Raw genomic sequence first — 23,039 nt, 5'->3', positions numbered from 1 at the left:
AATACGTGCGTTTTTTGGTATGATAAAGTAAATAACGTTAGAGGAGAAGATATATGAAACACAAAATTTTATATGTATTAATCGCATGTATCTTAGTACTTTCAGCATGTGGTGGTAATGATTCTAATGAACATTCAAAATCTGAGTCATCCTCTTCGGATGCTTCCTATCACCGTATTATTTCATTGATGCCAAGCAATACTGAAATATTATACGAGTTAGGATTAAAGGATGACATCATCGGCGTTTCTACCGTAGATGACTATCCAAAAGACGTCAAAAATAAAGATCAATTTGATGCGATGGAATTAAATAAAGAGGCATTGCTTAAAGCGAAGCCGGATTTAATTTTGGCGCATGAATCTCAAAAATCGACAGCCGGGGAAACATTGAAATCAGTCGAAGATAGTGGTGTGAAAGTTGTTTACATCAAAGATGCCCAATCGATTGACGAGATGTATCAAACATTTAATCAAGTCGGTAAAGTAACTGGTAAAGAGAAGGAATCGAAAGCTTTAGTTGAAGAAACGAAATCAAATATCAACAAAGTGATTGATTCTGTGCCGGAAAATGATCAGGGACAATCGGTATTTATGGAAGTATCTTCTGAGCCGGAAATCTACACATCAGGAAAAGGGACATTCTTCGATGATATGTTGAAACAACTCAAAGCTGAAAATAGTTTCAGTAATTTAGATAGTTGGCAAAAAGTTTCGAAAGAAGACATCATCCGTAAAGATCCAGATGTATTAGTTGCGACAAGTGGTATGTCACAAAAAGAATACAAAGACGTCATCGATAAACGCGGCGGCTTTGATCAAATTAAGGCCGTTAAAAATGATCATATAGAAGCGGTGAATGGCGATCAAATCTCACGCCCAGGTCCACGTATTGATGATGGTCTAAAAGCATTAAGAGATGCTATTTATGATTGATCACACATTGATTTAAGCTCATAAAATGGTGTATCAATGATGTAAAGGTGAAACAAGACATGAAACAAGGTTGAGACGTACGTTTAGCATGATACATAAACGAGAGGAGTCTTAACCTTGTATTTTTAGTTAATCAGGAGAAAGTGAGTAAATATATGAGAGTCAAAATCATTGGCCTATGGACCGTTGTGTTAAGTCTCATTGTGATTTTAAGTTTATTTTGGAATATTGGCGATATGAGTGAGCCGTTAAATCAATCCATTTTATATCAAGTCCGCATACCTAAAGTAGCCCTTGCTTTACTGGCTGGTATCGGATTGACGATAGCTGGGCAATTATTTCAGACATTATTAAACAATCCATTGGCTGATAGTTTTACCTTAGGCCTCGCCAGTGGAGCAACATTTGGGTCTGGTCTTGCGACGGTACTTGGATTAAGCTTTGTGTTAATCCAAGTGAGCTCCATTGCATTTAGTTTGATTACACTCGCGCTCGTATTAATGCTTACAACGATGATGTCGAGAGGTTATCCAAGCAAGACGTTAATACTTGAAGGAATTATGATAGGCGCACTATTCAACGCGTTTTTGTATGTACTGATTGTATTTAATCAAACACGCATGAATCGCATCGTTAACTATATGTTTGGTGGTTTTGAGGCAGCAGAATATAATAAAGTGATTTATATTGCCCTTGTTTTAAGTGGTTGTTTGTTGCTTTTAGCCTTGATGATACATAAAATTAAGATATTACAATTAGGTGATTTATCTGCACAAGCACTAGGACTTAATGTCAGACGTTTGAGCTACCTTGTTTTAATCATTGCATCTGTCATGACTGCGGTTATTGTAGGATATGTTGGGATTATTGGCTTTATCGGCATGGTTGTGCCACAATTAATAAGAAGGTACTATCGTCAAAGTAAATTGGGTGAACAAATGATATTAAACGGGCTGATCGGTGGTTCTATCATGGTGCTAGCCGATTGGTTAGGCAGTACGGTGATTTATCCTATCCAGGTTCCAGCAAGTATTATTTTAGCCCTATTAGGCATTCCAGTATTGTTTTACATCATGGTGACACAATCGAAAACATATGATTAAAATCAACCTGATTCGGCTAAATAAGAAGAGGTAAGAAAATGGAATTATCACACATGAAAGCAATTGTATTTGATTTAGAAGGGACTTTGTTAGATCGGAAAAAATCCAGAGATAAATTTATCGAAGAACAGTTTGAACGGTTTCACGATTACTTTATTCGTGTTCAATTGGCTGACTTCAAGAAGAAATTTATCGAATTAGATGATGATGAAGACCACGACAAACCTGAAATGTACAAGGCCATCATTAAGCATTTTCATGTAGATCGCTTGAGTTGGAGAGATCTATTTAATGATTTTGAAATGCACTTTTACCGTTATGTCTTTCCGTACTATGATACGTTATATACGTTAGATCAGTTGAACGCGAATGACTATTTAACTGGAGTCATAGCGAATGGGAAGTCTAAGATTAAACAGTACCGTTTACATGCTTTGGGCATTGAACACATGATCAAATATCTCACGACATCGGAAATGGTAGGGTTTAGAAAGCCTCATCCTAAGATCTTTGAAGATATGCTAGAGCAGTTGGGTACTGCGCCTGAAGAAACAATGTATGTGGGTGATGACGCGCTCAATGATGTTGCACCAGCACGTGCAATGGGCATGGTTAGTGTTTGGTATAAGCACGAGGATGCAGAAGTCGCTCCATTAGCCAATGAAGTCGATTTTACGATTTCGACACTAGAAGAATTAACACATATTTTACCTATGAGTGAGAAAGGAGAAGCACAATAGCTATGGAATTATTTAAGACACAAGACGGAACAGTATTGAATTACCAAACGATTGGTGAGGGCGATGCGATCGTCATGATACATACATCTTTAGAAAACTACACTGTATTTCATGAAATCGCACCAGTGTTTGCAGAATCTTATCAAGTTGTCCTCATTGATTTGAGAGGACACGGTTACTCAGATCGACCACACAACATTTCTTTTAAAGACTATGCTTCAGATATCAAAGAATTATTAGATCATCTCTATATTGATCGTTGTGCCTTATTAGGCCATGAAATGGGTGCTTCTATTGCGGTAGAATTTGCGGCAACTTATCCTGATATCGTAGATGCGATGACGCTCGTTAATCCTACGACATTAGAGGATATGTCTACATCTGAAAGACTCTATCGTAAATACGCTTATAAAATCCGCAACTGGGCGATCGATGATCAATTGAAGTTCTTAAATAAAATGCTTTAATATTCAAAACGTAAAGCGAAAAATTCCTCAAACACGTTGAAGAAACAAATACAATTGCTACTCGTGCAGAATTACTCGCTGTGCGAAATTCATTTAACAACAACCATATTACGACTTATCTCGATAAAGTTGTCGCACCGACGTTAATCATCGTGGGTGAACATGGAGAACGTACAACCGTATTAGAAGCAAAAGAACTCAACGATTACATGACACATGCAGAAACCAAATTTGATGTATTTAATGAGTCTGGATTATATCCATTTGCGGAAGAAAAAGACCACTTCAATAAAGTAGTGAGTGACTTTTTCCGAGAAACATATCAAACTGCTGAAAAATCTGCACAACATTAAAAATTGTAATAAAATATGTGTTGAGGATAAATGCCGTGGCTAAAGGGCTGAAACAATGTCTAAGTAAACATACTCACAAAAAATTGTAATCTTGTTGTAACATCACTGTTAATTTAGTAATAAATATAGTACAATGGGGTTAATCATTTGGAACACGTAAAAGGAGAGAGTGTTTATGAAAAAAGTCGTTGCAGCAGTTTTAGTCACTGGACTTGCGTTTACAGGTTTAAGTGCCCCTAGTGCCATGGCGGCTTCTGGAAATACAATGCAAAGCGTCAAGCAACTTCAACAAGGTGATGATACTCTTGAAGGTGTGACGTTAGGGCAATCTATTGAATCCGTGTTAAAAGAGCAAGATAAATCTGCTTATTCATTTAGACCAGATGGCAAAGAACATTACTACGAATTTGAAAAAGACAACGGTACATTACTAGTAACTGCCAATGGTAAAAAAGATCACGGTAAGGTGACACATATCTCAATGAGCTACAAATCTAATGGACCAACGTATAAAGCGGTTAAAAAAGCAGTGAGTGATAATGCAGTTTACCGTGAACATTACAATAGCGTCAGTGGTAATTTTGGCTATATTGAAGATAACAATGTAAGCTATCAATTTGGCTCAGATTCACCTGATGATACACGTATTAAATTATATCGTATAGATATTGAAAAATAGTAGATGAGAATTAACATCTCGCTCAAGTCGATAAGTATAAATTCATATACTTATCGGCTCTTTTCTTGATATGATAGAGAGGTATATTGGAATCATGTCTTAGAACACAGAAAATTATAATATGAGTGCACAGGTTGCAACTCAATTTAAAAATGAAGCACAGTAAATATAACCATAAGTACAGAAGGGAGTGAGCATATATAATCTATGAGAGCGAACGATAAAGTATTAATCGAAAATATTAATGATTATTTCACTCATAAAGGTTTATCACCTAATTTGATTGATGATATTAAAGTGAAATTGAAAAAAGATTTTACAAAATCTGAGGCCGAAGACAAAGATTACATCGAATATCGACGAAAATCACCAGCTGAAATCATCCTTACGATTCAGCGTAATCTTTTTTCGCTTCAGTTAAATCCAATTCTATTTTTCATCTTAAACTTTATACTCATCTCATATCTCTATGATAAACAATATGTGCCATTCCAAGCAGCTTCTGGCTTAACGATATTCTATTGCTTGATTATCTTACCGATTTCAATACTGATTTATTATCGGATTAATAAAAAGAATTACTTATACAGTAACAAGTTCGAAATGATTTTGGGATTATGCATTGCAGCCATGTCGATCATACTCGTAGTCATTCATGCGTTGAATGTGAACTTTGGAATTGTGATGGTAACCATGTATGCCCATCAATTTGTTTTTGTCGTAGGTATTATATTTAGTATTGGTGGGATTTATTTAAGAAAATTAGAATTCACCGGTATTGGCTTACTATTATGTCAAAAAACAATTGATGCGATCATAACAGATTCTAATATTGCGCAAGTAGCATCCATAGTCATTTGGATTTTATTACTCATCGTCATTATTTATTATACGATTCGTATTTCTGCACGGAATTAACGTTTCGGGAAATTTTGCCTGCTTAAAATGCAAAAGGCCATAGCTGAAAAATGATTTCGAACACTTTAGTAATACACAGAAAAGAACCACCTACTCATCGGCTGAGAATGAGCAGGTGGTTTTGACATGATATAATAATATAATATTAAGACTAGAAAATAATAATGTTACCCAACTTCGCCTTGATCATTGGCTTGTTTGATACGTTGGTCTACGCGAGAAAGTAGTTCGTTGATTTTACTTCTTTGCGTATCGTTCACTAAGATAAGTACTGTTCTTTCATCGTGCTCGTTACGTTTTTTATCAAAATAATCTTCTTGAGATAAGTTTTTGACTGCTTTTACTACTTGAGGTTGTTTGTAGTTAAGATGATTGATGATATCTTTTAAGTAGTATGTTTCACTTTCATGTTCACTAATGTAAGTTAAAACAGCAAATTCTTCAAAACTTACAGAAAATTCTTTTTTGATAATACCTTTCAACTGATCTGCGTAAGTTACCATTGCCAATAATTCAAAACAATCATTAATTTTGCTTATAGCCATCCTGATTCCTCCTAATATAATAGCCCTCAAAAGTATATACAACTAGCGCATTGTATACATAGATGTCTTAATGCTATAACAGTTCAATAAATCTACCTCAAGATTGACCTAGATTATAATTACACTGTATATATTAAAACAACTTTTATTTAGTTTATTATAACTAAATAAAAAAAGCAAGTAAAAAATTTAAGTTTATAAAGCACTTAAATTTTTCTTTAGTTAATAGTATATGAAGCCCGCTAATCAAAAGTGAAATTGATATTGTGTTCCAATATATATACTAAAACTTGATAAAAAATTTATTAAAAAGAAATACAGTATAAATAGTATCAATCTTATGATTTTAAATCTACGTATTTGCCCGTATAAAGACAGTACTGCTATATATAGTTTGAAAGATATGACCAACTACTTTTATTCTATCACTAATTGTTCGATTTTAATATTTAATAATTCGATTAAATATAGATTTTTTTCTAAAGAATCCCAAGAACTAATATTTATTAATTTTTTAAGCCGCTCATACATTTTAATGACGGAGAAATAAGTTGTTAGACGTAGCAACTTTGTATAAGTATATATAAATATACAAAAATAAATTTTGTGTCTCATAACATTCATAGTCGTCATTGTAATCACTATTATCATAAATATTTTAAATAGGGTGGTGCGTCAATGTCACTAGATATTTTGCCGTTATATTAAGGTCGGTTTGTAGGAAATGTGTTAAAGTCAAGATATATTAAAAGTGCAAGGTGAGACAAGAAATGAACAATATAAAGGAAAAGATTGAAATATATCAAGCATATATCTATTTTGGTGCGGTAATCATTGCTGCAATTTTTGGCTTACTTTGGCCTGACATCGCAAAGCATTTTTCTTCCTTTACTGTGGGTTTATTATTTTTACTCATGTTGGTGATGTTTTTACAATTACCCTTTTTTAAATTGAAGGATCAACTGCATCATTTGTCGTTTATTGGTGCATTATTGGTAAGCCAGTTTATCGTAATCCCTTTATTTGTATTTGCGCTTATTCATGTCTTGCATATCAACGATTTACCCATTTTAATTGGTTTGTATCTTGTACTCTTATGTCCATGTATTGATTATGTCATTGTGTTTACGCACTTAGGTAAAGGGAATGCGACCATGATGTTGATGAGTACACCTTTATTATTGATCTTACAAATGGTGTTATTACCGCTTTATTTTATGATGTTCTTGCCAACAGATGCGATGCGAGTAATCGACTTCCATCCTTTTATCTATACTTTCGTGCTCGTGATATTCGTGCCTGTTATCCTTGCAGTCATAATGCAGCTATTGGGTCGACGCTCTCACCAAGTGGATTCACTCGTTGTACATTCTGATTGGTTTCCCGTACCTCTGATGGCTTTGGTGTTATTTAGTATCGTCAGTGCACATATACATTATATAGCTCAACATGTACATATCGTTGCAATCGTAGTGCCAGTGTATCTAATTTTTGTCATCTTCGTTCCATTTATAGCCAATCTCATCGGCCATTTGTTTAGATTAACGCCAGTGATGCGTCGGACGCTCATCTTTAGTAGCAGTACAAGAAATGCCTTAGTCGTGTTGCCGTTAGCATTCGCATTGCCAGGAGAATGGCGCATCATTGCGAGTACTGTCATTGTGACTCAAACATGTGTAGAACTGATTGCTGAACTGGTTTATATTAAAGTCATACCCAAATTTCTATATAAATAAGTGTGTTTAACTAAATATTTAAATAATTTTAAAAAGCATACGTTCAAATCGCACCGTCCTCGTTTTAAAAAGGTTAGATATACCGCAGTCTTCCTTATATTCATTTCAAAAATTTGATAGAGAGAGATGGAGTGAGGCAGTGATTTCTTAAAAAGGAAAGGCTGCCTCATATTTTTTATGAAAAAAGAAGCACAGCGTTCTCTGAAATGTAAGCGCTTGCTTTAAATTGGTTTTGGGTTTAAAATACTTGTATACAAGTTGAACAACATAGTCTTACCACCCCTAACAAGGTTGGTATATGAAATAAGAGTGAGGAGGCTCCTCGATGGATTTAAATTATCCCGAACAATGGTTAACGCAAGCATCGAAAGGGGAAGGGGTTGCTGCTGATTTAAGGTTAAAAATCGTTGCTGGCTTAATTGGATCAGGTGAAAACCTGACTGAAAACCAAATTGCTGAACGTTATAATGTCAGTCGTTCTCCAGTGCGGGATGCATTTAAATTACTGCAACAAGATAAGCTTGTACAGCTCGAAAGAATGGGCGCAACAGTATTGTCTTTCAACGACAAGGAAAAGAAAGAATTCTATGATTTACGTATTATGTTAGAGTCTTTCGCATTTACGAGATTACAACAGGACGATCGCAAAGCAGTAGTGAGTGAGATGCAAAAGCAATTAGCGATGATGAAAGTAGCCGTTCAATTTGACGATGCAGAAACATTTACTGAACACGATATTCTCTTTCACGAAGCATTGATTACCGCTTCGAATCACACGTATTTAATGATTTTCTGGAATTATTTAAAACCAATCATGGAAGTCCTCGTATTAATTTCAATGCGCAAACGAATGGAACACCAACCACAGGATTTCGAACGTATTCACAATAATCACCAAGCTTATATTACAGCTGTTGCAGAAAATGATGCATCACAATTAAAACAAGCATTCCATCGTAACTTTGATGATGTGGGACAAGATGTAGAACGATTTTGGTTATAAAGTTAAAAGGAAAGTAAAGTAAGGTTAAGGAGGTAAAATGAAGATGAAATATATGATTGGCGTAGACATCGGTACCACGAGCACGAAAGCTGTATTATACGATAAAAAGGGACAATATGTAACGAAACATAGTATCGAGTATCCGCTTCACACGCCAAATGTAGACGTATCAGAAGAAAATCCTGACGAAATTTTTGATGCGGTGTTGATGACAGTTAAACACGTGATTCGCGAACAAGCGCTACAACCTGAAGATATTCAGTTTATCAGCTTCAGTGCACAAATGCATAGTTTAATCGTGTTAGATAAAAAGCATCAACGTTTAACGGAAAGTATCACATGGGCAGATAATCGCGCAAGTCGTTACGCACAGAAAATTGATGATGAGCATCAAGGGCAAGCGATTTATGCACGTACAGGCACACCCATTCATCCGATGACACCTTTTTCGAAAATCTATTGGTTAAAACATGAACAACCCGATACTTATGCAAAAGCTGCAACGTATACAGATATTAAATCTTATATTTTAGCGCAGTTATTTGAACAGCAAGTGATGGATTATTCTATGGCATCTGCCACAGGACTCTTCAATTTAGAACAATTAGATTGGGATAACGAGGTGCTCAATATATTAGGTATCACAGAGGAGCAACTGCCTCAACTTGTGCCAACTACACATGTTTTAACAGGGATGAAACATCGCTATGCAGCCTTAATGGGTGTGGATGTGAATACGCCTGTGGTGATCGGGGCAAGTGATGGTGTATTAGCAAATTTAGGCGTCAATGCCTTTCACCAAGGTGAAGTCGCAGTAACCATCGGCACATCAGGTGCGATACGGACAGTGATTGATGAACCTCGTACAGATAAAAAAGGACGCATCTTTTGCTATGTCTTAACAGAAGATCATTATGTAATTGGTGGCCCTGTCAATAATGGTGGCGTGATTTTACGCTGGTTGAGAGATGAAATACTTGCGAGTGAGGTTGGAACAGCCAGTCGTCTTGGTGTAGATCCTTACGACGTGCTCACACAGATTGCTAAACGTGTGGCACCAGGCTCTGACGGTTTAATCTTTTTACCGTATTTTTCTGGAGAACGTGCACCACTATGGAATCCAGATGCACGAGGCACTTATTTTGGTCTCACATTAGCGCATAAAAAAGAACATATGATTCGTGCAGCATTGGAAGGCGTCCTTTATAACTTATATACGGTTTATCTCGCATTAGTTGAAGTGATGGATGAAGTACCATCAGAGATTAAAGCGACAGGTGGCTTTGCGAAAAGTGAAATGTGGCGTCAGATGATGGCAGATATTTTTGATACGCAATTAACTGTACCAGAGAGCTATGAAAGCTCATGCTTAGGTGCTTGCATTCTCGGTATGAAGGCACTTGGTGATATTGATGATTTTTCTGCCGTAGAAGAAATGGTGGGTAGTACGTACCAGCATCAACCTAATCCTGAGATGGTCGATCGTTACCAACAACTCGTGACTATCTTCATTAATCTCAGTCGTTCGATGAGTGATCCATTTTCACAAATTACAGCATTTCAGCGTGAGCACATGAACGATGATGCATCACATTAATATTGAGTCACTTATACCATCGAGAAGGTGACACTATCATGTCAGGGGGTCACCTCTCAAACGCACAATGGAAGTTGAACATGTCACAGGGATATAGAAATGATTCACACACGTAAACATGTTTTTATTTATTAAGTTAAGGGAGTGTTGGATGATGTTTGAAACGATTTGGCCACTCGCGAGCGTCGTTATCGGCGTTTTATTACTACTCGTATTGATTATCTTTTGTAAATTAAATACTTTTATTGCCCTTATTGTGACCTCTGTTGTTACTGCGATTATTTTAGGCATGCCACTCGACCAAATTATTGATACGGTCGAAGAAGGGATGGGAAGCACCCTAGGGCATATTGCTTTGATCTTTGGACTGGGTGCGATTCTCGGCAAATTACTGTCAGATGGTGGCGGCGCAACGCGTATTGCGGATACATTGATTGATAAGTTTGGTTTGAAGCATGTGCAATGGGCGATGATTGTTGCGGCGTTTATCGTCGGTATTGCGCTATTTTTTGAAGTCGGACTCGTTCTCTTGATCCCACTTGTCTTCACGATCGCAAAACGTGCGAATGTCTCACAATTGAAACTCGGTTTACCTATGGTTGTAGCGCTGTCAGTCACACATGGCTTTTTACCACCGCATCCTGGACCCGTTGTCATTGCTAAGGAACTAGAAGCGAATTTGGGACAAGTCTTAATGTTTGGTATTATTATCGCAATTCCAGTGACAATCATTGCTGGTCCTCTGTTTAATAAAGTGGCTGAAAAAATTGTGCCAACTGCATACAACCGAGAAGGTGATATTTCAGCGATTGGTGCACAAAAAGAATTTACGCAAGAAGAGATGCCTAGTTTTGGTTTGAGTATTTTAACGGCGATCTTGCCTGTCATTTTAATGCTTTTTTCTACGATTGTAGAACTGATCACAGGACACGATGAAGCAACCAACGTCTTTGAAGCTGCCGTGTACTTTATCGGGTCAGCAGGAACTGCCATGTTGATTGCCGTATTATTTGCGCTCTTTTCTATGGGACTTCAACAAGGTAGAAAGCTCAATGACATCATGGATTCTGTATCGAATGCCATTTATCCGATAGGTATGATGCTACTCATCATCGGTGGTGGCGGTACCTTTAAACAAGTGCTTATCGATGGAGGCGTTGGTGATACAATTTCTACATTATTCGAAGGCAGTCACATGTCACCAATCTTACTTGCGTGGATGGTCGCTGCAGTATTACGTATTGCGTTAGGTTCTGCTACGATTGCAGCCATTTCATCTACAGGGATTGTGCTTCCGTTACTACAAGCGTCAGACGTTAATATGGCTCTCGTTGTCCTCGCAATTGGCGCAGGTAGTATTATTCTGTCTCACGTGAATGATGCAGGCTTCTGGATGTTTAAAGAATACTTCGGCTTAACGGTGAAGGAAACCTTCCTCACATGGTCACTACTTGAAACGATTATTTCTGTTTCAGGTATCATATTCATTTTATTTATCAGCTTGTTTGTATAATTAAATCATCGAAGGATTGAAGCGGTTTTATCAAGGGGTAAAGCTGCTTCTTTTTTGTAGAATAAGAGCTTCAAAAAGAGCCAAAATGAATCGTGACTTTTTTGTGAAATATATCACAAAACCCTTTAAAGTTCGAATGATGCGTTGTAATATAAAAGATGTAATGGATCGCATCATTAAAGCTGATAACAGGAGTGATTATGATGAGAGAAATTATAGAAGCAGTTATTTTCTCTGATGAGAGTAGCTATGAGATTCACAGTCACACAGGCGTGAACCAAGGTGTGATTAATGACCTCAAAGATGGTTACCGAAGCATTGATTATATATGTTATATAGATGCAGAACGAATTTATCATTATGGACTCCAAAAAATGCCCGTTAAGAGTTAAACATAATGCCATCTTAAACAAACTATTTTCAGAAAGAAGAAATGACTTCCTTTCATGATGTTGAAACGCCCTATATAATGATTTATTGTTTAGTTAGAAAGCCTGCATACTTCTGCCTCGTGGTATGTGGGCTTTAGTATGTTTGAGAGCCTTATTTTAATATAGACAAAAAGCTACCCATGTTGTGGAATGACAACTGAGGGTAGCTTTACTGTTGTTTCGATGTTGAGGCGTATTAGATGACGTATTGTTTAAAGTTCTTTTTCACTTCGTTATAAGAATAGAGTGTGTTGAAGATACGGAAGCGAATTTTATCTTTACTTTCAGCGGGAATTCGAATTTGACTACATTTATCTACGTAGCTACGAAATGCGCGTTCTAAATCTTTTTGTTCTTTCATTGAGATGCTTAACCATTCGTCTTCAGAGTATAATTCGTCAAAATGAAAATCAAAACTTGTTCTCGCTTTCTTTTGTCGTAAAGCTTCTACACGTTGTTCAAAATCTTTCATGTATTTATCCCTCCATGCCTATAAAATGTCCGTTAGTTTGAATAGTTCTATTTTATCGCACTTCGCGTAATTATGCGATATATGCGTAGTTATTTTCTGAAATGTCTAAATGATATAATGAATCGAGAAAATGATACGAATAAGGTTTCAAAAAGGTGGGGATAAGTCATGAACATATTAATGATTGGTGGAGCTTGTAAAATAGGAGAAACGTTAATACATAAATTACAAGAACGCCACCACACCGTCCGAGTGAGCCAAGCATCACAAAACGTTATATTAAATGCTGACTATGAATTGTTACGTGCTTTTGAGACGATTATTTATCTTGTGAATGATGATGCGTTACCCCTAGGCACCTTACAAGGTAAAAAGCGTGACATCCATTGTCTCCAACTCACACATATTGCTCGAATAGCTCATGATTTATCCCAAAAAGTAGTGATTGTCCATCATGGAAGTGAGCTTGAACAAGCCTTTCAAAATACTCATCTCCATATGTATCGTGTGGCGAGATCTATGTTGAAGACACATGGAAAATCTCAACGTTCTCAACAACCTAAAAGGGTACACTCGATTCAGCATTTGAATGCGCCAGCGGAGATGGATGGGTTTCATATGATGAAGAGATATTTTCATTATCTATCACGCGTGACGTTAGGTTTAGTAGATGTTTCTATGGATGACTCAAACGTAACGCTCCGTTTAAAAGGTTTGAATATAGATTTAATTCGCATGCATATAGAACGTGAGGAGGCCTTTCAACAAGTAATCACGATTTCTGGAGGAAGGTTAGTGAAGCAATCATGTGTCGGGAAAGCATCGTTTCGTTTTTATAAGGTTGCAGGACAACCATCAGCTTATACGGCATTGGTCGACTTTGAACCTCAGTTACCATGGTGGCTGTACCGCTTCACACAATTTCCACTGCACGGCATTGTCATGTGGGGATTCAAATATGATTTAAGATATTCCAGCACATAAAAAAGCCACCTTAACCTATCGGGTTAAGATGGCTAAAGATTTACGGCTCATTATTTTCTAAATGAATTTTTGAGTCTCGCAAACCAACTGTTGTTATTGCGGGATTGAACGGGTGTACCCGCGGGTTGTGTAGCTTCTTTTTTTAATTTTTGACCGTATTCGATGGCTGATTCCATGAGGTAATTTTGAGAACTTACAGGTTCTAAATCATTATCGACATAGTGATAATTACCTGAAGAATCTTGATAACGTCCTTTTTGATTATCGGATAATTGAAGGTTTAAGTAATCTAATAAGCGAGATGCAATCGTTTGATCTTCAACAGGGAATAAGATTTCCACACGTTTGATCATGTTACGTGTCATCGCATCTGCAGAAGATAAGTAAATGCGTTCGTTACCGTTATTGTGGAAGTAGTAAATACGTGAGTGTTCTAAGAAACGTCCAACCACACTAACAACTTCGATATTTTCGCTGACGCCAGGAATACCTGGTTTCAAGCAACAAATACCACGAATAATCATTTGAACTTTAACGCCTGCCTGTGACGCTTCAAATAATTTCAAGATAATGTCTTTATCGGTAAGTGAGTTCATTTTCATGATGATTTTACCGTTACCGTATTTTTTCTGTGCTTCAATTTCATCATCAATATGTGAAATGAATACATCACGGATATCAAACGGTGCAACAATCAATTTATTGTACTCAGGTTTGACAGAGTAACCGCTGAGATAATTGAAGAAGTTGATGGCATCTTCAGCGATTTCTTTGTTTGTAGTAATGAGACCCATATCAGTATAAAGTTTCGCCGTTTTATCGTTATAGTTACCTGTACCTAAGTGAACAAATGATACGAGTTGATTAGATACACGTTTGACAACGAGTGCGATTTTACTATGTGTTTTTAAGTGTGTCATACCATAGATTACGTGACACCCAGCATCTTCTAACATACGTGCCCAGTGAACGTTGTTTTCTTCATCAAAGCGGGCTTTCAATTCTACAAGTACTGTGACTTGTTTACCTTTTTCAGCCGCTTCTTTTAAGCTGTTGATGATTGGTGAATCTTTACTTACACGATATAATGTTTGTTTAATCGCAATGGTATTTGGATCATCTGCAGCTTCACGGATGAAGTCAACAATTGGTTCGAATGATTCGTATGGATGGTGGAAGAAAATATCACGTTGTAATGATAAATCATAAACATCATGATTACCTAAAGAACGTGGTACTTGTGGTGTATATTTTTCGTAAGTCAGATGATTTAATTTATGTGATAGATGATCTACTAAATCAGAAAGCATCGTTAAATCGAGTGGGCCATCTAAGAAGTAAACATCTTTTTCATCAACTTCAAGTTGATTCGCAATCCATGCGATATCGTCATATTCTGCTGTACGTCCGTCTACCTCTAGACGCACGGCTGAACCACTTTTACGCTCTTTTAAGAAACGTTCAATTTCGATAAGTAAATCTTCTGCCCCATCTTCATGAATTGTTAAATCGGCGTTTCTTGTAATGCGGAACGTGAATGTATTCAATACTTCGAAACCAGCGAATAAGTAGTTGATGAAATGTGTAATGACATCCTCAATCATAACTATGTACTGTTTGTTGCCTTCATTTAATGCTAAAAAGCGTGGAATTAATGAAGGAATTTGTACAATGGCTGAATTAATCGCATCTTCAGTGTCGATATCAACAAAGACATTGAGGCTTTTATTATTTAATTTTGGAAACGGATGGTAAGCATCGATACCTAGTGGTGTCAAAGTAGGAAGGATGCTTAATTTGAAGTCTGATTCCAACTGTTCAAGTAATGACTCAGGTAAATCTTCGGGTCTTACAATATCAACTTGGTGTTCGTGTAGTTCGTCAACTAACTCGTTGTAGCGCTCATATTGTAAGTCGACATATTTCGTGTTTTTCTCTTTGATTTTGTCTAGTTGTTCTTGTGGTGTGAGTTGCGCTTTGTTTTCAGGTTTGTCAAATCCTAATTTCACTTGGTCTTTTAACCCAGCTACACGTACCATAAAGAACTCATCTAAGTTTGAGCTGAATATGGAGGTAAAATTAAGTTGTTCCAATAATGGATTCGTTTTATCACTTGCTTCTTGTAGCACACGTAAATTAAAGTCCAACCAGCTCAATTCACGGTTGTTGTAATATTCCGGATTGTTTAAATCCTTATCTCCCAATTGATTTTGCATATAGCTTCCAACACCTCGTTCATAGTCTAAATTACATGCTACTCTATAGCTAACATATCATAAAAATATTAAGAATTTGTAAAAACGATGGATAGCTTGCCTTTCAACCATTTTTCTATATGTTTCTTCTGTCTATGTGCTTGGTATTTTTCAGCAATCGGTTCGCCTTGATAGTAAACATACAGTGTATAATCTTTATCGTCTGTTTCTTCTAATTTCACTTTGTTGACCGCATTGGTATGCGAAATGTTTAGTGCATTGGCAAATTTAATGAAACCACCTAATGCTTGTAAATGTTCTAAATCTTTGGAGCTAAGCCACTTGGTTTCATGGCTGTAAAACTTGAGTAGAGATTTATTTTTAAAACTTGCGAGTAGTGCTAATTTCACCCGATCATGATGTTTGAACCCATCGATCATGGAGTTAGCAATAAGGTAGTATGTATGGGGTGAGCTAGAGTCTGAGTCTATAAAACTACCTAAGTAATACAGATATGCGGCTTCTTCAAAGAGTTGTTGTTCATCATCGCTGATCTCTAATTTACTAAAGTTTAGGACTTGGGATAGGATAGATTGGGCTAGTTTCATACGTTGATATGCATTCGCTTCCTCTACACCATATTCATTGGCTAAATGACGTAATGCATCACGTCTGATTTCGGACTTGTCGAATTCATTTGGATAACGTTCGTTGATGATTTTCATGATGTAGCCTTCACGTAACCCTTTGCATGAAAAGGTAAATTGTTTGGCGTCGATTTGTTTATAGAGCGTTTTGAATACGCTAACAGCTGGTAAGATAATATCGACACGATCTCGACTTAAGCCATCTAAATCTTTTAAATCATCACGGGAACTCTTTTTGATTAAGTTAAAGACTTCGTGGATGCTTTCTTCTGTCATCGTATAATTGTGTACGCCCCCGATTGGGTAATCATGAGCAGATTGATGAATGCGAGCCACGTTACGCGCTGAGCCACCAATACCGACTAGGGCGACTTCTTGGTCATCCAACCAATCTAGTTGTTTGAATTGTTTAGCTAAGAACTTCTCCATATCTTTGATTGCTGACTTGTCGTTATGATCCTTGCCGTCAAAGAATTTACGGTTTAACGTCACGACACCGAAAGGAAAACTATAAGATTCCTTTAATTCTTTATTTTCGAATAGTGTCACTTCAGTTGAACCACCGCCGATATCGACAGAAATTCCGTTATCGATGCCAGTTGTATGGGCAATCGCATAGAAACCATAAAAGGCTTCTTCACTTTCAGATATAATTTGAATGGAAATATCTAGTTGTTTTTTGATGTATTTTACGATGTCTTTGCGGTTGGTAGATTGACGAATGGCTGCAGTGGCGATAGGGTGGAGTTGTTCGACTTCAAATTGCTTTGCGACATATTTGAAGCTATGTAATGTTTCTTTTAAAACCTGAATACCGTCATCTGTCATGGCTAAGTCGTCATCTAAGTATTGGCTTAATCTTGCGGGAGTCTTGATGTTTAATATTTCATTCAAACCTGTATCATGATCAAATTCGAATATAACAAGTCTGATCGTATTTGAGCCAATGTCTATTAATCCTAAGCGTTCCATTAAATTGAACCTCCTAAATCATCTGAGGAATAAGTGATTTCCTACTACTTTTATTTTACATGATTACACGCGATTTGACATGTATGATTGCAAGAAAATTCAATAACTTTGTCACACTTTTTGGGGAGGGGGCCAAAACAGGTGATGATGCTTCAGTTTTGGGGTGTAAGATGTAGAAAATATGAGATAGAAAAAAGAGCAGGACAGAAATATTGAATTTCGTAGTCCTACTCTTGTAAAGAGGGATTATGCAAAACAAAGCTCGACAAAACGCAGCGTAATGCTTAAATCCTAAACCTTAAGTGCCGGTTACATGGACGGTATTCCGAATGCAAGATTCTCGGCAAAAACGCTCGCGATTCGACAAAACTACAAATCAGTTTTGCTCATCATTTGTTTTTGCTCGAATCTAAACCGCATTCAAAAATGTAGTGTCGCATACATGGACGGCATTCAAGAAGCAGGATTCTCGGCAGAAACGCTTGCGATTCGACAAAAGTTGGAGAACACTTTTGCTCATCGCTCCGTTCTGCTCCAATCCTAAACCTTAAGTGTCGCTTACATAGACGGCATTCCGAATGCAAGATTCTCGGCAAAAAACGCATGATTCGACAAAACTACAAATCAGTTTTGCTCATCATTTGTTTTTGCTCGAATCTTAACCGCATTCTCCATGCTTTTTTTACCATATTATTTTTTCTACGACTTCATCATTGAGTGATTTCACGAATTCTGTAACGAGTTCTACTGAACGTTGGTAGTCTTCGGTATGGATGACTGAAACGTTGGAATGCATGTAACGTAATGCAATACCTAAAGATAAGGTTGGGATGCCTTCGTTTGCTACATGAATGCTACCGGCATCTGTTCCGCCACCTATAGTTGAATCCCATTGAACAGGGATGTTATGTGCTTTAGCCACTTTCTTAATTTGTTTAATTAAGCCAGTGTGACCAATATTAGAAGAGTCCATAATAATTCCAACTGGACCATCCCCAAGTTTTGTGTCGCTTAATTGTCCAGATAAACCTGGAGTGTCATATGAAATAGCAACATCAATCGCAAGTGCTAAGTCAGGTTTTACAGTTTGAGCTGCAACTTTGGCACCACGTAAACCTACTTCTTCTTGAACGTCTGCACCAGAATAGAGGTTGATATCAATAGATTCATCTTTAAGATTATTTAAGACATCTACTGCAAGTGCACAACCATAACGGTTATCAAATGCTTTTGACGTGATGTATTGATTGTTCGCTAATGTTTCAAATTCACTATACGGTGTCACCATGTTCCCAACTTCAATGCCAAGTGCTTCAACTTCTGCTTTATCTTTTGCGCCGATATCAATAAACATTTCTTTAATATCTACCGTTTGATTTCGTTCTTTTTGAGATAGCATCACTTGGCTCCACCAGCCACCTGCTGTAGTAAAACGAATAAAGCCATTTTCATCAATGTAAGTAATGATAAAGCCAACTTCATCTAAGTGACCCGTAACCATAAGTGATCTTGAACCGTTTGTAGCATTTCTTTTACCATAGATGCCACCTAATTGATCTTCTACGATTTCATCACTGACAGGTGATAAGTAGTCATGCATTAATGCTTTGACATCATGTTCGTGTCCAGCAATGCCATCAGTTTGAGATAATGATTTCAATAAATCAATTGAATTTGTCACGTAAAGAACCTCCTCTTTTATTATATAAGTGTCATTTTAGCATTAAAAAAGTTGGTAGTTATGAAATTTGCTTCTTTTAACCTCTGTTTTTATAGAAAAGTCAAAAAACTTTTAGTATGAGTGCATTAAAATAAGACAAGAAGAAATATTGTGGTATACATAAATCAAACATATACTTAAACAGTATAACTAACGATGTAATATAGATAATCGCATTAAATCGTGTTATATTGTTATTACATTTTTGAAAGGGAGTTGTCGCATGCCAAATAACGAGACACTTAATCATGAGTCAGATAATCAACAACTTAGTGCTTGGCAACAGCAATCTATGATGAAACGTGATTTCTGGTTGTGGCCGATTTATTTGATCATACCAGTTGTGGTCATTTTTATTTTGTTTTTCGCCAATTTAATCATCTATCCAGGGGGATTATTTAGCGAGAACACCATTACAGTTATAGGTGGACTCACAGCAAATTTACTTATCTTATTTTCATTTTATTTAATGCATACACAGCATCACCTGGTGCAAGTGACGAAACAACGATTTAAAGAAGTTAAACCTTATATTTTAATGATTGTACTTACGTTTGTAGTTGTCTTGGCGCTTGAAAATATTTACGAATGGCTCGTACAATTTTTACCTGAATCGTTAAGTTATGAAGAAACAGAGAATCAACAATTAATTCTAGATATGTTCCAAAATAATTGGCTTTTACCCATTCTATTTTTAGATATTGTCATTGTTACACCAATGATGGAGGAATTACTCTTTAGACATATTATCATTCACGAACTCGGTAAACGGATTACATATGTGATTGCAGGTATTTTATCAGTCGTATTATTCGCAGGGGCACATTGCATAGGGGCTAGTTCTCCATTTGAAATTGGAACGTATTTAATCATGGCTTTAGGCATTGTATTTGTCTACTTTAAATCAGGCAAAAACATCGCAGTATCATTTACATTCCATGCACTCAATAACTGTATTTCATTTATTTCGATTCTATTGTTTTAAGATAAGAAGCAAATGTGCATGCGACGTAATTTAGAAATATGTTTGTGTTTGATCGGATATATATTCAGTTAGGAAACGGCATCTTAATTCAAACCAGCTACTCTCATAGTGAAGGTGAGCAAACAGCCTTATTTGACAGGGTTGAAGTTGCTTCAAAAACCTGCATATTTTTATGTAAATCGATATAGTGATTTACATAGAAACGTGCTAAAATGTTGTTTAATTGATAACGTTTATCAATTAAAATTCTCACTAAAGGAGTCTTACATTATGGATAAAGGACATAAAAGATATGACGGTAAACTCGTCTTAGCCGTCTGTCTCGCAGTGTTGACGTATTGGCTTTTTGCGCAGTCTTTCGTCAATATTGGTGGTAGTGTTCAACAGACATTTAATATATCAGATTCAACGTTAAACTTAGCTATCAGCCTCGTTTCATTTACTACAGGCTTATTGATGGTACTTGCGGGAGATGTGGCGGACCGCATCGGTAATTTGAAATTAGTTATCATAGGGTTACTACTCAATATTATCGGTTGTATTTTATTAATCGTGACACCTTTAACCGCATTTTTATTGATTGGACGTGTGTTCCAAGGGCTCTCTGCAGCTATTTTATTACCTGCAACCGTAGGACTATTGTCTACACAATTTGAAGAAGAGAACTTAAGAAAAGCGTTAAGTTATCTCATGATTGTGACAGTAGGGGGCGTAGGATTTGCTTCTGTAGTAGGTGGTGCGATCTCAGTTTTCTTAAATTGGCAAGCTAACTTTATCATTTCTATTATCATCTCAGTGATTGCACTTGTCATTTTAAGTCGAGTGAAAGAAAACAAAGTGACCGTCGAAACACGAAAATTCGACTATGTCGGCATGGTCGTTTTTGCGATATTTATCATGAGTATTAATGTGCTATTAACTGAAGGTCTTCAATTTGGGTTACTCAGTATCTTAACACTTTCATTATTAGTAGTTGCTATTCTTTCATTCGTCGTCCTTTACTTTTTCGAACGTAAACTACGTCACCCATTTATCGATTTCAGTATTCTTAAAAATAGAGCATTTATGGGTTCAACGTTGAATAACTTTATTGTCAACACCGGTATAGGGACAACCGTGGTGTTCAATATGTATGCGCAACAGGCTTTTGGCATGAGTGAGGTTCAAACAGGTCTTGTAACTGTGCCGTATGTCATCATGGCGATTGCGATGGTACGTATTGGTGAAAAAGCAATTAATATTTACGGTGGTAAAAATATGTTAATCGCAGGGCCGCTTTTCCCAGCGATTGGTGTGGTCCTCATCAGTATGACATTCTTACCGCAACCGATTTATATTGCCGTCGTCACAATTGGTTTCGTCATCTGTGCGATTGGTACAGGTCTTGTCGCAACACCAGGACTTACGATTGCGATCTTTAACATGCCGCAAGAAAAAGTCAGTTTCGCAACAGGCTTATATAAAATGGGTGCAACGTTAGGCGGCGCATTTGGTTTAGCGCTCGTTCCTACGCTATATACCATCTTCCAAAACTTTTTCACTATGAGTGCAGCTGCATCAGGTGCCTTTTGGTTTGGCGTCATCTTAATGTTAATCGGTGTGCTTTCAGCTTATGTGATTATACCTAAACATATTAAAGCTTAACTGCGAGTGAAATATTTTTTGAGTCGTTTGATCCTTTAAAGGGTCGGCGGCTCATTCTTTTTATAAAATTAAGGTTGTATCAATTGGATAAAGTGTTTTATTATTTTAAGAATAAACAGTTGTTTTATAATAGGATTACGAGAGAAAAATAAGGGAGTGAAACGTATGACTGTGATGAGAACAATCACGTTCATCTTGAGTGTCTTTATCGTCGGCATGGTAGAAATGATGGTTGCAGGAATCATGAATTTAATGAGTGCCGATTTACATATATCAGAAGCGGTGATTGGACAATTGATCACGATTTATGCGATTACGTTTGCAATTTCGGGGCCCATTTTAGTTAAATTAACAGAACGTTATTCACCGAGATATGTTTTACTTTATACGTTGTTGGCGTTCGCGATTGGTAATTTAATTATTGCAGTGGCGCCTAACTTTACGATATTAGTAATCGGACGGATTTTATCTTCTGCTGCAGCTTCACTTATTGTCGTTAAAACATTGGCGTTAACGACACTACTTACTACACCACAAAATAGAGGGAAAATGCTCGGCATTGTTTATTCAGGTTTTAGTGGGGCGAATGTGTTAGGTGTGCCAATCGGTACGATGATTGGAGATTTCATCGGCTGGCGTTTCACTTTCGTATTTATTGTTAGTGTGAGTGTGCTTGCAGGTCTCCTCATGTTAATCCATCTTCCTTCAGTGAGAGAGTTAAATACATATCAAGCCGCTGCACAACCTGTAGCGAATAACAGTGATAAAGCAGAGGCGCCTTCACGTATCTTGCGTCCTGCTGAAGTTACAAAATATATTATCATTACGTTCTTATTATTGGTTGCCAATTCCATCACGTTTATTTATATTAATCCACTGATGTTAAATAGCGGCCATAGTTTAACCTTTGTCTCAGTCGCATTGTTAATTAACGGTGTAGCTGGTGTCATTGGTACATCCATGGGTGGTTTCTTATCTGATCGATTTACAAGTAAACGTTGGTTACTCGTTGCTGTGACTTGTTTCATGATTTCGGTTGGGATTTTAAACTGGTTCCTTTCACTTAGTGTGACATTGCTTATCATTATCTTTATTTGGAACATCATGCAATGGAGTACAAATCCTGCAGTCCAAAGTGGTCTCATTGAACACGTAGAAGGGGACACGAGCCAAGTGATGAGTTGGAATATGTCTAGTTTAAACGCCGGTATTGGTGTCGGTGGCATGATAGGTGGACTTGTCGTATCTCATTTAAATGTCTTTGCGACGACTTACTTTAGTGCCGGTATTGCACTGTTAGCATTATTACTTGTGATCAGTTTGAAAAAAGTCCATCATTATCAAGCAACGACAAAATAACAAAGACAGCTCATACGAGGAATGGATTGATTTTTAAAAAT

The 23,039-nt window shown here is 36.8% G+C and carries 19 protein-coding genes and 1 pseudogene; 15 read left to right on the top strand and 5 right to left on the bottom strand.

The features are described 5' to 3' along the window. The first annotated feature begins 53 nt into the window (after nt 1-53). The 6 genes and pseudogenes from ACSBRB_RS07470 (at nt 54) to ACSBRB_RS07445 (ending at nt 5,195) form a co-directional block, all read left to right on the top strand. The gene (locus ACSBRB_RS07470) at nt 54-935 is read left to right on the top strand and encodes an ABC transporter substrate-binding protein (RefSeq protein ID WP_435032275.1); all 882 of its coding nucleotides are present in this window, start codon (nt 54-56) and stop codon (nt 933-935) included. 155 nt (nt 936-1,090) lie between these two features. Further along, nucleotides 1,091-2,038 carry a FecCD family ABC transporter permease gene (locus ACSBRB_RS07465; protein WP_435032274.1) on the top strand — a complete coding sequence of 316 codons (948 nt, stop codon included), beginning with the start codon at nt 1,091-1,093 and terminating at the stop codon, nt 2,036-2,038. Between the two features lie 38 nt (nt 2,039-2,076). After that, nucleotides 2,077-2,778 (top strand): HAD family hydrolase, encoded by a 702-nt coding sequence (locus ACSBRB_RS07460; protein WP_435032273.1) that lies wholly within the window; start codon nt 2,077-2,079, stop codon nt 2,776-2,778. After that, nucleotides 2,775-3,598, top strand: a pseudogene (locus ACSBRB_RS07455) (alpha/beta fold hydrolase). The gene ACSBRB_RS07460 and the pseudogene ACSBRB_RS07455 overlap by 4 nt, the downstream one beginning before the upstream one ends. Nucleotides 3,599-3,773: 175 nt before the next feature. Further along, entirely contained in the window at nt 3,774-4,277 is a 504-nt protein-coding gene (locus tag ACSBRB_RS07450) for an SA0570 family protein (protein WP_107392815.1), read from the top strand. A gap of 207 nt (nt 4,278-4,484) precedes the next feature. Further along, entirely contained in the window at nt 4,485-5,195 is a 711-nt protein-coding gene (locus ACSBRB_RS07445; RefSeq protein WP_435032272.1) for a hypothetical protein, read from the top strand. A 167-nt stretch (nt 5,196-5,362) separates the two neighbouring features. Here the strand turns inward: ACSBRB_RS07445 and sarA are convergent, their stop codons facing one another. Continuing rightward, complete coding sequence (sarA, locus tag ACSBRB_RS07440) at nt 5,363-5,740, bottom strand: global transcriptional regulator SarA (protein WP_059107419.1); 378 nt, start codon at nt 5,738-5,740, stop codon at nt 5,363-5,365. A gap of 770 nt (nt 5,741-6,510) precedes the next feature. Between sarA and ACSBRB_RS07435 the strand changes: the two genes are divergently transcribed. The 5 genes from ACSBRB_RS07435 (at nt 6,511) to ACSBRB_RS07415 (ending at nt 11,981) form a co-directional block, all read left to right on the top strand. Continuing rightward, entirely contained in the window at nt 6,511-7,476 is a 966-nt protein-coding gene (locus ACSBRB_RS07435) for an arsenic resistance protein (protein ID WP_435032271.1), read from the top strand. A gap of 325 nt (nt 7,477-7,801) precedes the next feature. Then, nucleotides 7,802-8,479 (top strand): GntR family transcriptional regulator, encoded by a 678-nt coding sequence (locus ACSBRB_RS07430; RefSeq protein ID WP_435032270.1) that lies wholly within the window; start codon nt 7,802-7,804, stop codon nt 8,477-8,479. Nucleotides 8,480-8,522: 43 nt separating this feature from the next. After that, nucleotides 8,523-10,076: a gluconokinase gene (gene gntK, locus ACSBRB_RS07425; RefSeq protein ID WP_435032269.1), complete on the top strand. Its 1,554-nt coding sequence runs from the start codon at nt 8,523-8,525 to the stop codon at nt 10,074-10,076. Between the two features lie 154 nt (nt 10,077-10,230). Continuing rightward, nucleotides 10,231-11,589, top strand: coding sequence for a gluconate:H+ symporter (locus ACSBRB_RS07420; RefSeq protein WP_435032268.1), 1,359 nt, complete (start codon nt 10,231-10,233; stop codon nt 11,587-11,589). A gap of 203 nt (nt 11,590-11,792) precedes the next feature. After that, nucleotides 11,793-11,981 (top strand): hypothetical protein, encoded by a 189-nt coding sequence (locus ACSBRB_RS07415; RefSeq protein ID WP_059107426.1) that lies wholly within the window; start codon nt 11,793-11,795, stop codon nt 11,979-11,981. A gap of 235 nt (nt 11,982-12,216) precedes the next feature. On the opposite strand, the gene ACSBRB_RS07410 is transcribed toward ACSBRB_RS07415, so the two are convergent. Beyond that, a complete protein-coding gene (locus ACSBRB_RS07410; RefSeq protein ID WP_435032267.1) occupies nt 12,217-12,492 on the bottom strand; it encodes a DUF1413 domain-containing protein in 276 nt (91 codons plus the stop codon). Nucleotides 12,493-12,660: 168 nt separating this feature from the next. Here ACSBRB_RS07410 and ACSBRB_RS07405 point away from each other — a divergent pair, with 168 nt between their 5' ends. Then, a complete protein-coding gene (locus ACSBRB_RS07405; RefSeq protein ID WP_435032266.1) occupies nt 12,661-13,476 on the top strand; it encodes a hypothetical protein in 816 nt (271 codons plus the stop codon). Between the two features lie 50 nt (nt 13,477-13,526). Here ACSBRB_RS07405 and ACSBRB_RS07400 read toward each other — a convergent pair whose 3' ends face one another. From ACSBRB_RS07400 to ACSBRB_RS07390, 3 genes are all read right to left on the bottom strand, one after another. Beyond that, nucleotides 13,527-15,692: an RNA degradosome polyphosphate kinase gene (locus ACSBRB_RS07400; protein WP_435032264.1), complete on the bottom strand. Its 2,166-nt coding sequence runs from the start codon at nt 15,690-15,692 to the stop codon at nt 13,527-13,529. A gap of 68 nt (nt 15,693-15,760) precedes the next feature. Beyond that, nucleotides 15,761-17,290 (bottom strand): exopolyphosphatase, encoded by a 1,530-nt coding sequence (gene ppx / locus ACSBRB_RS07395; protein WP_435032263.1) that lies wholly within the window; start codon nt 17,288-17,290, stop codon nt 15,761-15,763. 682 nt (nt 17,291-17,972) lie between these two features. Beyond that, the gene (locus ACSBRB_RS07390) at nt 17,973-18,971 is read right to left on the bottom strand and encodes a M42 family metallopeptidase (protein WP_435032262.1); all 999 of its coding nucleotides are present in this window, start codon (nt 18,969-18,971) and stop codon (nt 17,973-17,975) included. A gap of 262 nt (nt 18,972-19,233) precedes the next feature. Between ACSBRB_RS07390 and ACSBRB_RS07385 the strand changes: the two genes are divergently transcribed. The 3 genes from ACSBRB_RS07385 (at nt 19,234) to ACSBRB_RS07375 (ending at nt 22,998) form a co-directional block, all read left to right on the top strand. Further along, the gene (locus ACSBRB_RS07385; protein ID WP_435032261.1) at nt 19,234-19,995 is read left to right on the top strand and encodes a CPBP family intramembrane glutamic endopeptidase; all 762 of its coding nucleotides are present in this window, start codon (nt 19,234-19,236) and stop codon (nt 19,993-19,995) included. A 270-nt stretch (nt 19,996-20,265) separates the two neighbouring features. Next, nucleotides 20,266-21,639, top strand: a complete 1,374-nt coding sequence (locus ACSBRB_RS07380) for an MFS transporter (protein WP_435032260.1) — start codon at nt 20,266-20,268, stop codon at nt 21,637-21,639. 165 nt (nt 21,640-21,804) lie between these two features. Continuing rightward, nucleotides 21,805-22,998, top strand: a complete 1,194-nt coding sequence (locus tag ACSBRB_RS07375; protein WP_435032259.1) for an MFS transporter — start codon at nt 21,805-21,807, stop codon at nt 22,996-22,998. Nucleotides 22,999-23,039: the final 41 nt, after the last annotated feature.

Origin of the sequence: Staphylococcus auricularis, from assembly GCF_051172115.1 — a bacterium.
Lineage (GTDB): Bacteria > Bacillota > Bacilli > Staphylococcales > Staphylococcaceae > Staphylococcus > Staphylococcus auricularis_A.
This window is presented reverse-complemented; position numbering and strand designations above follow the sequence as displayed.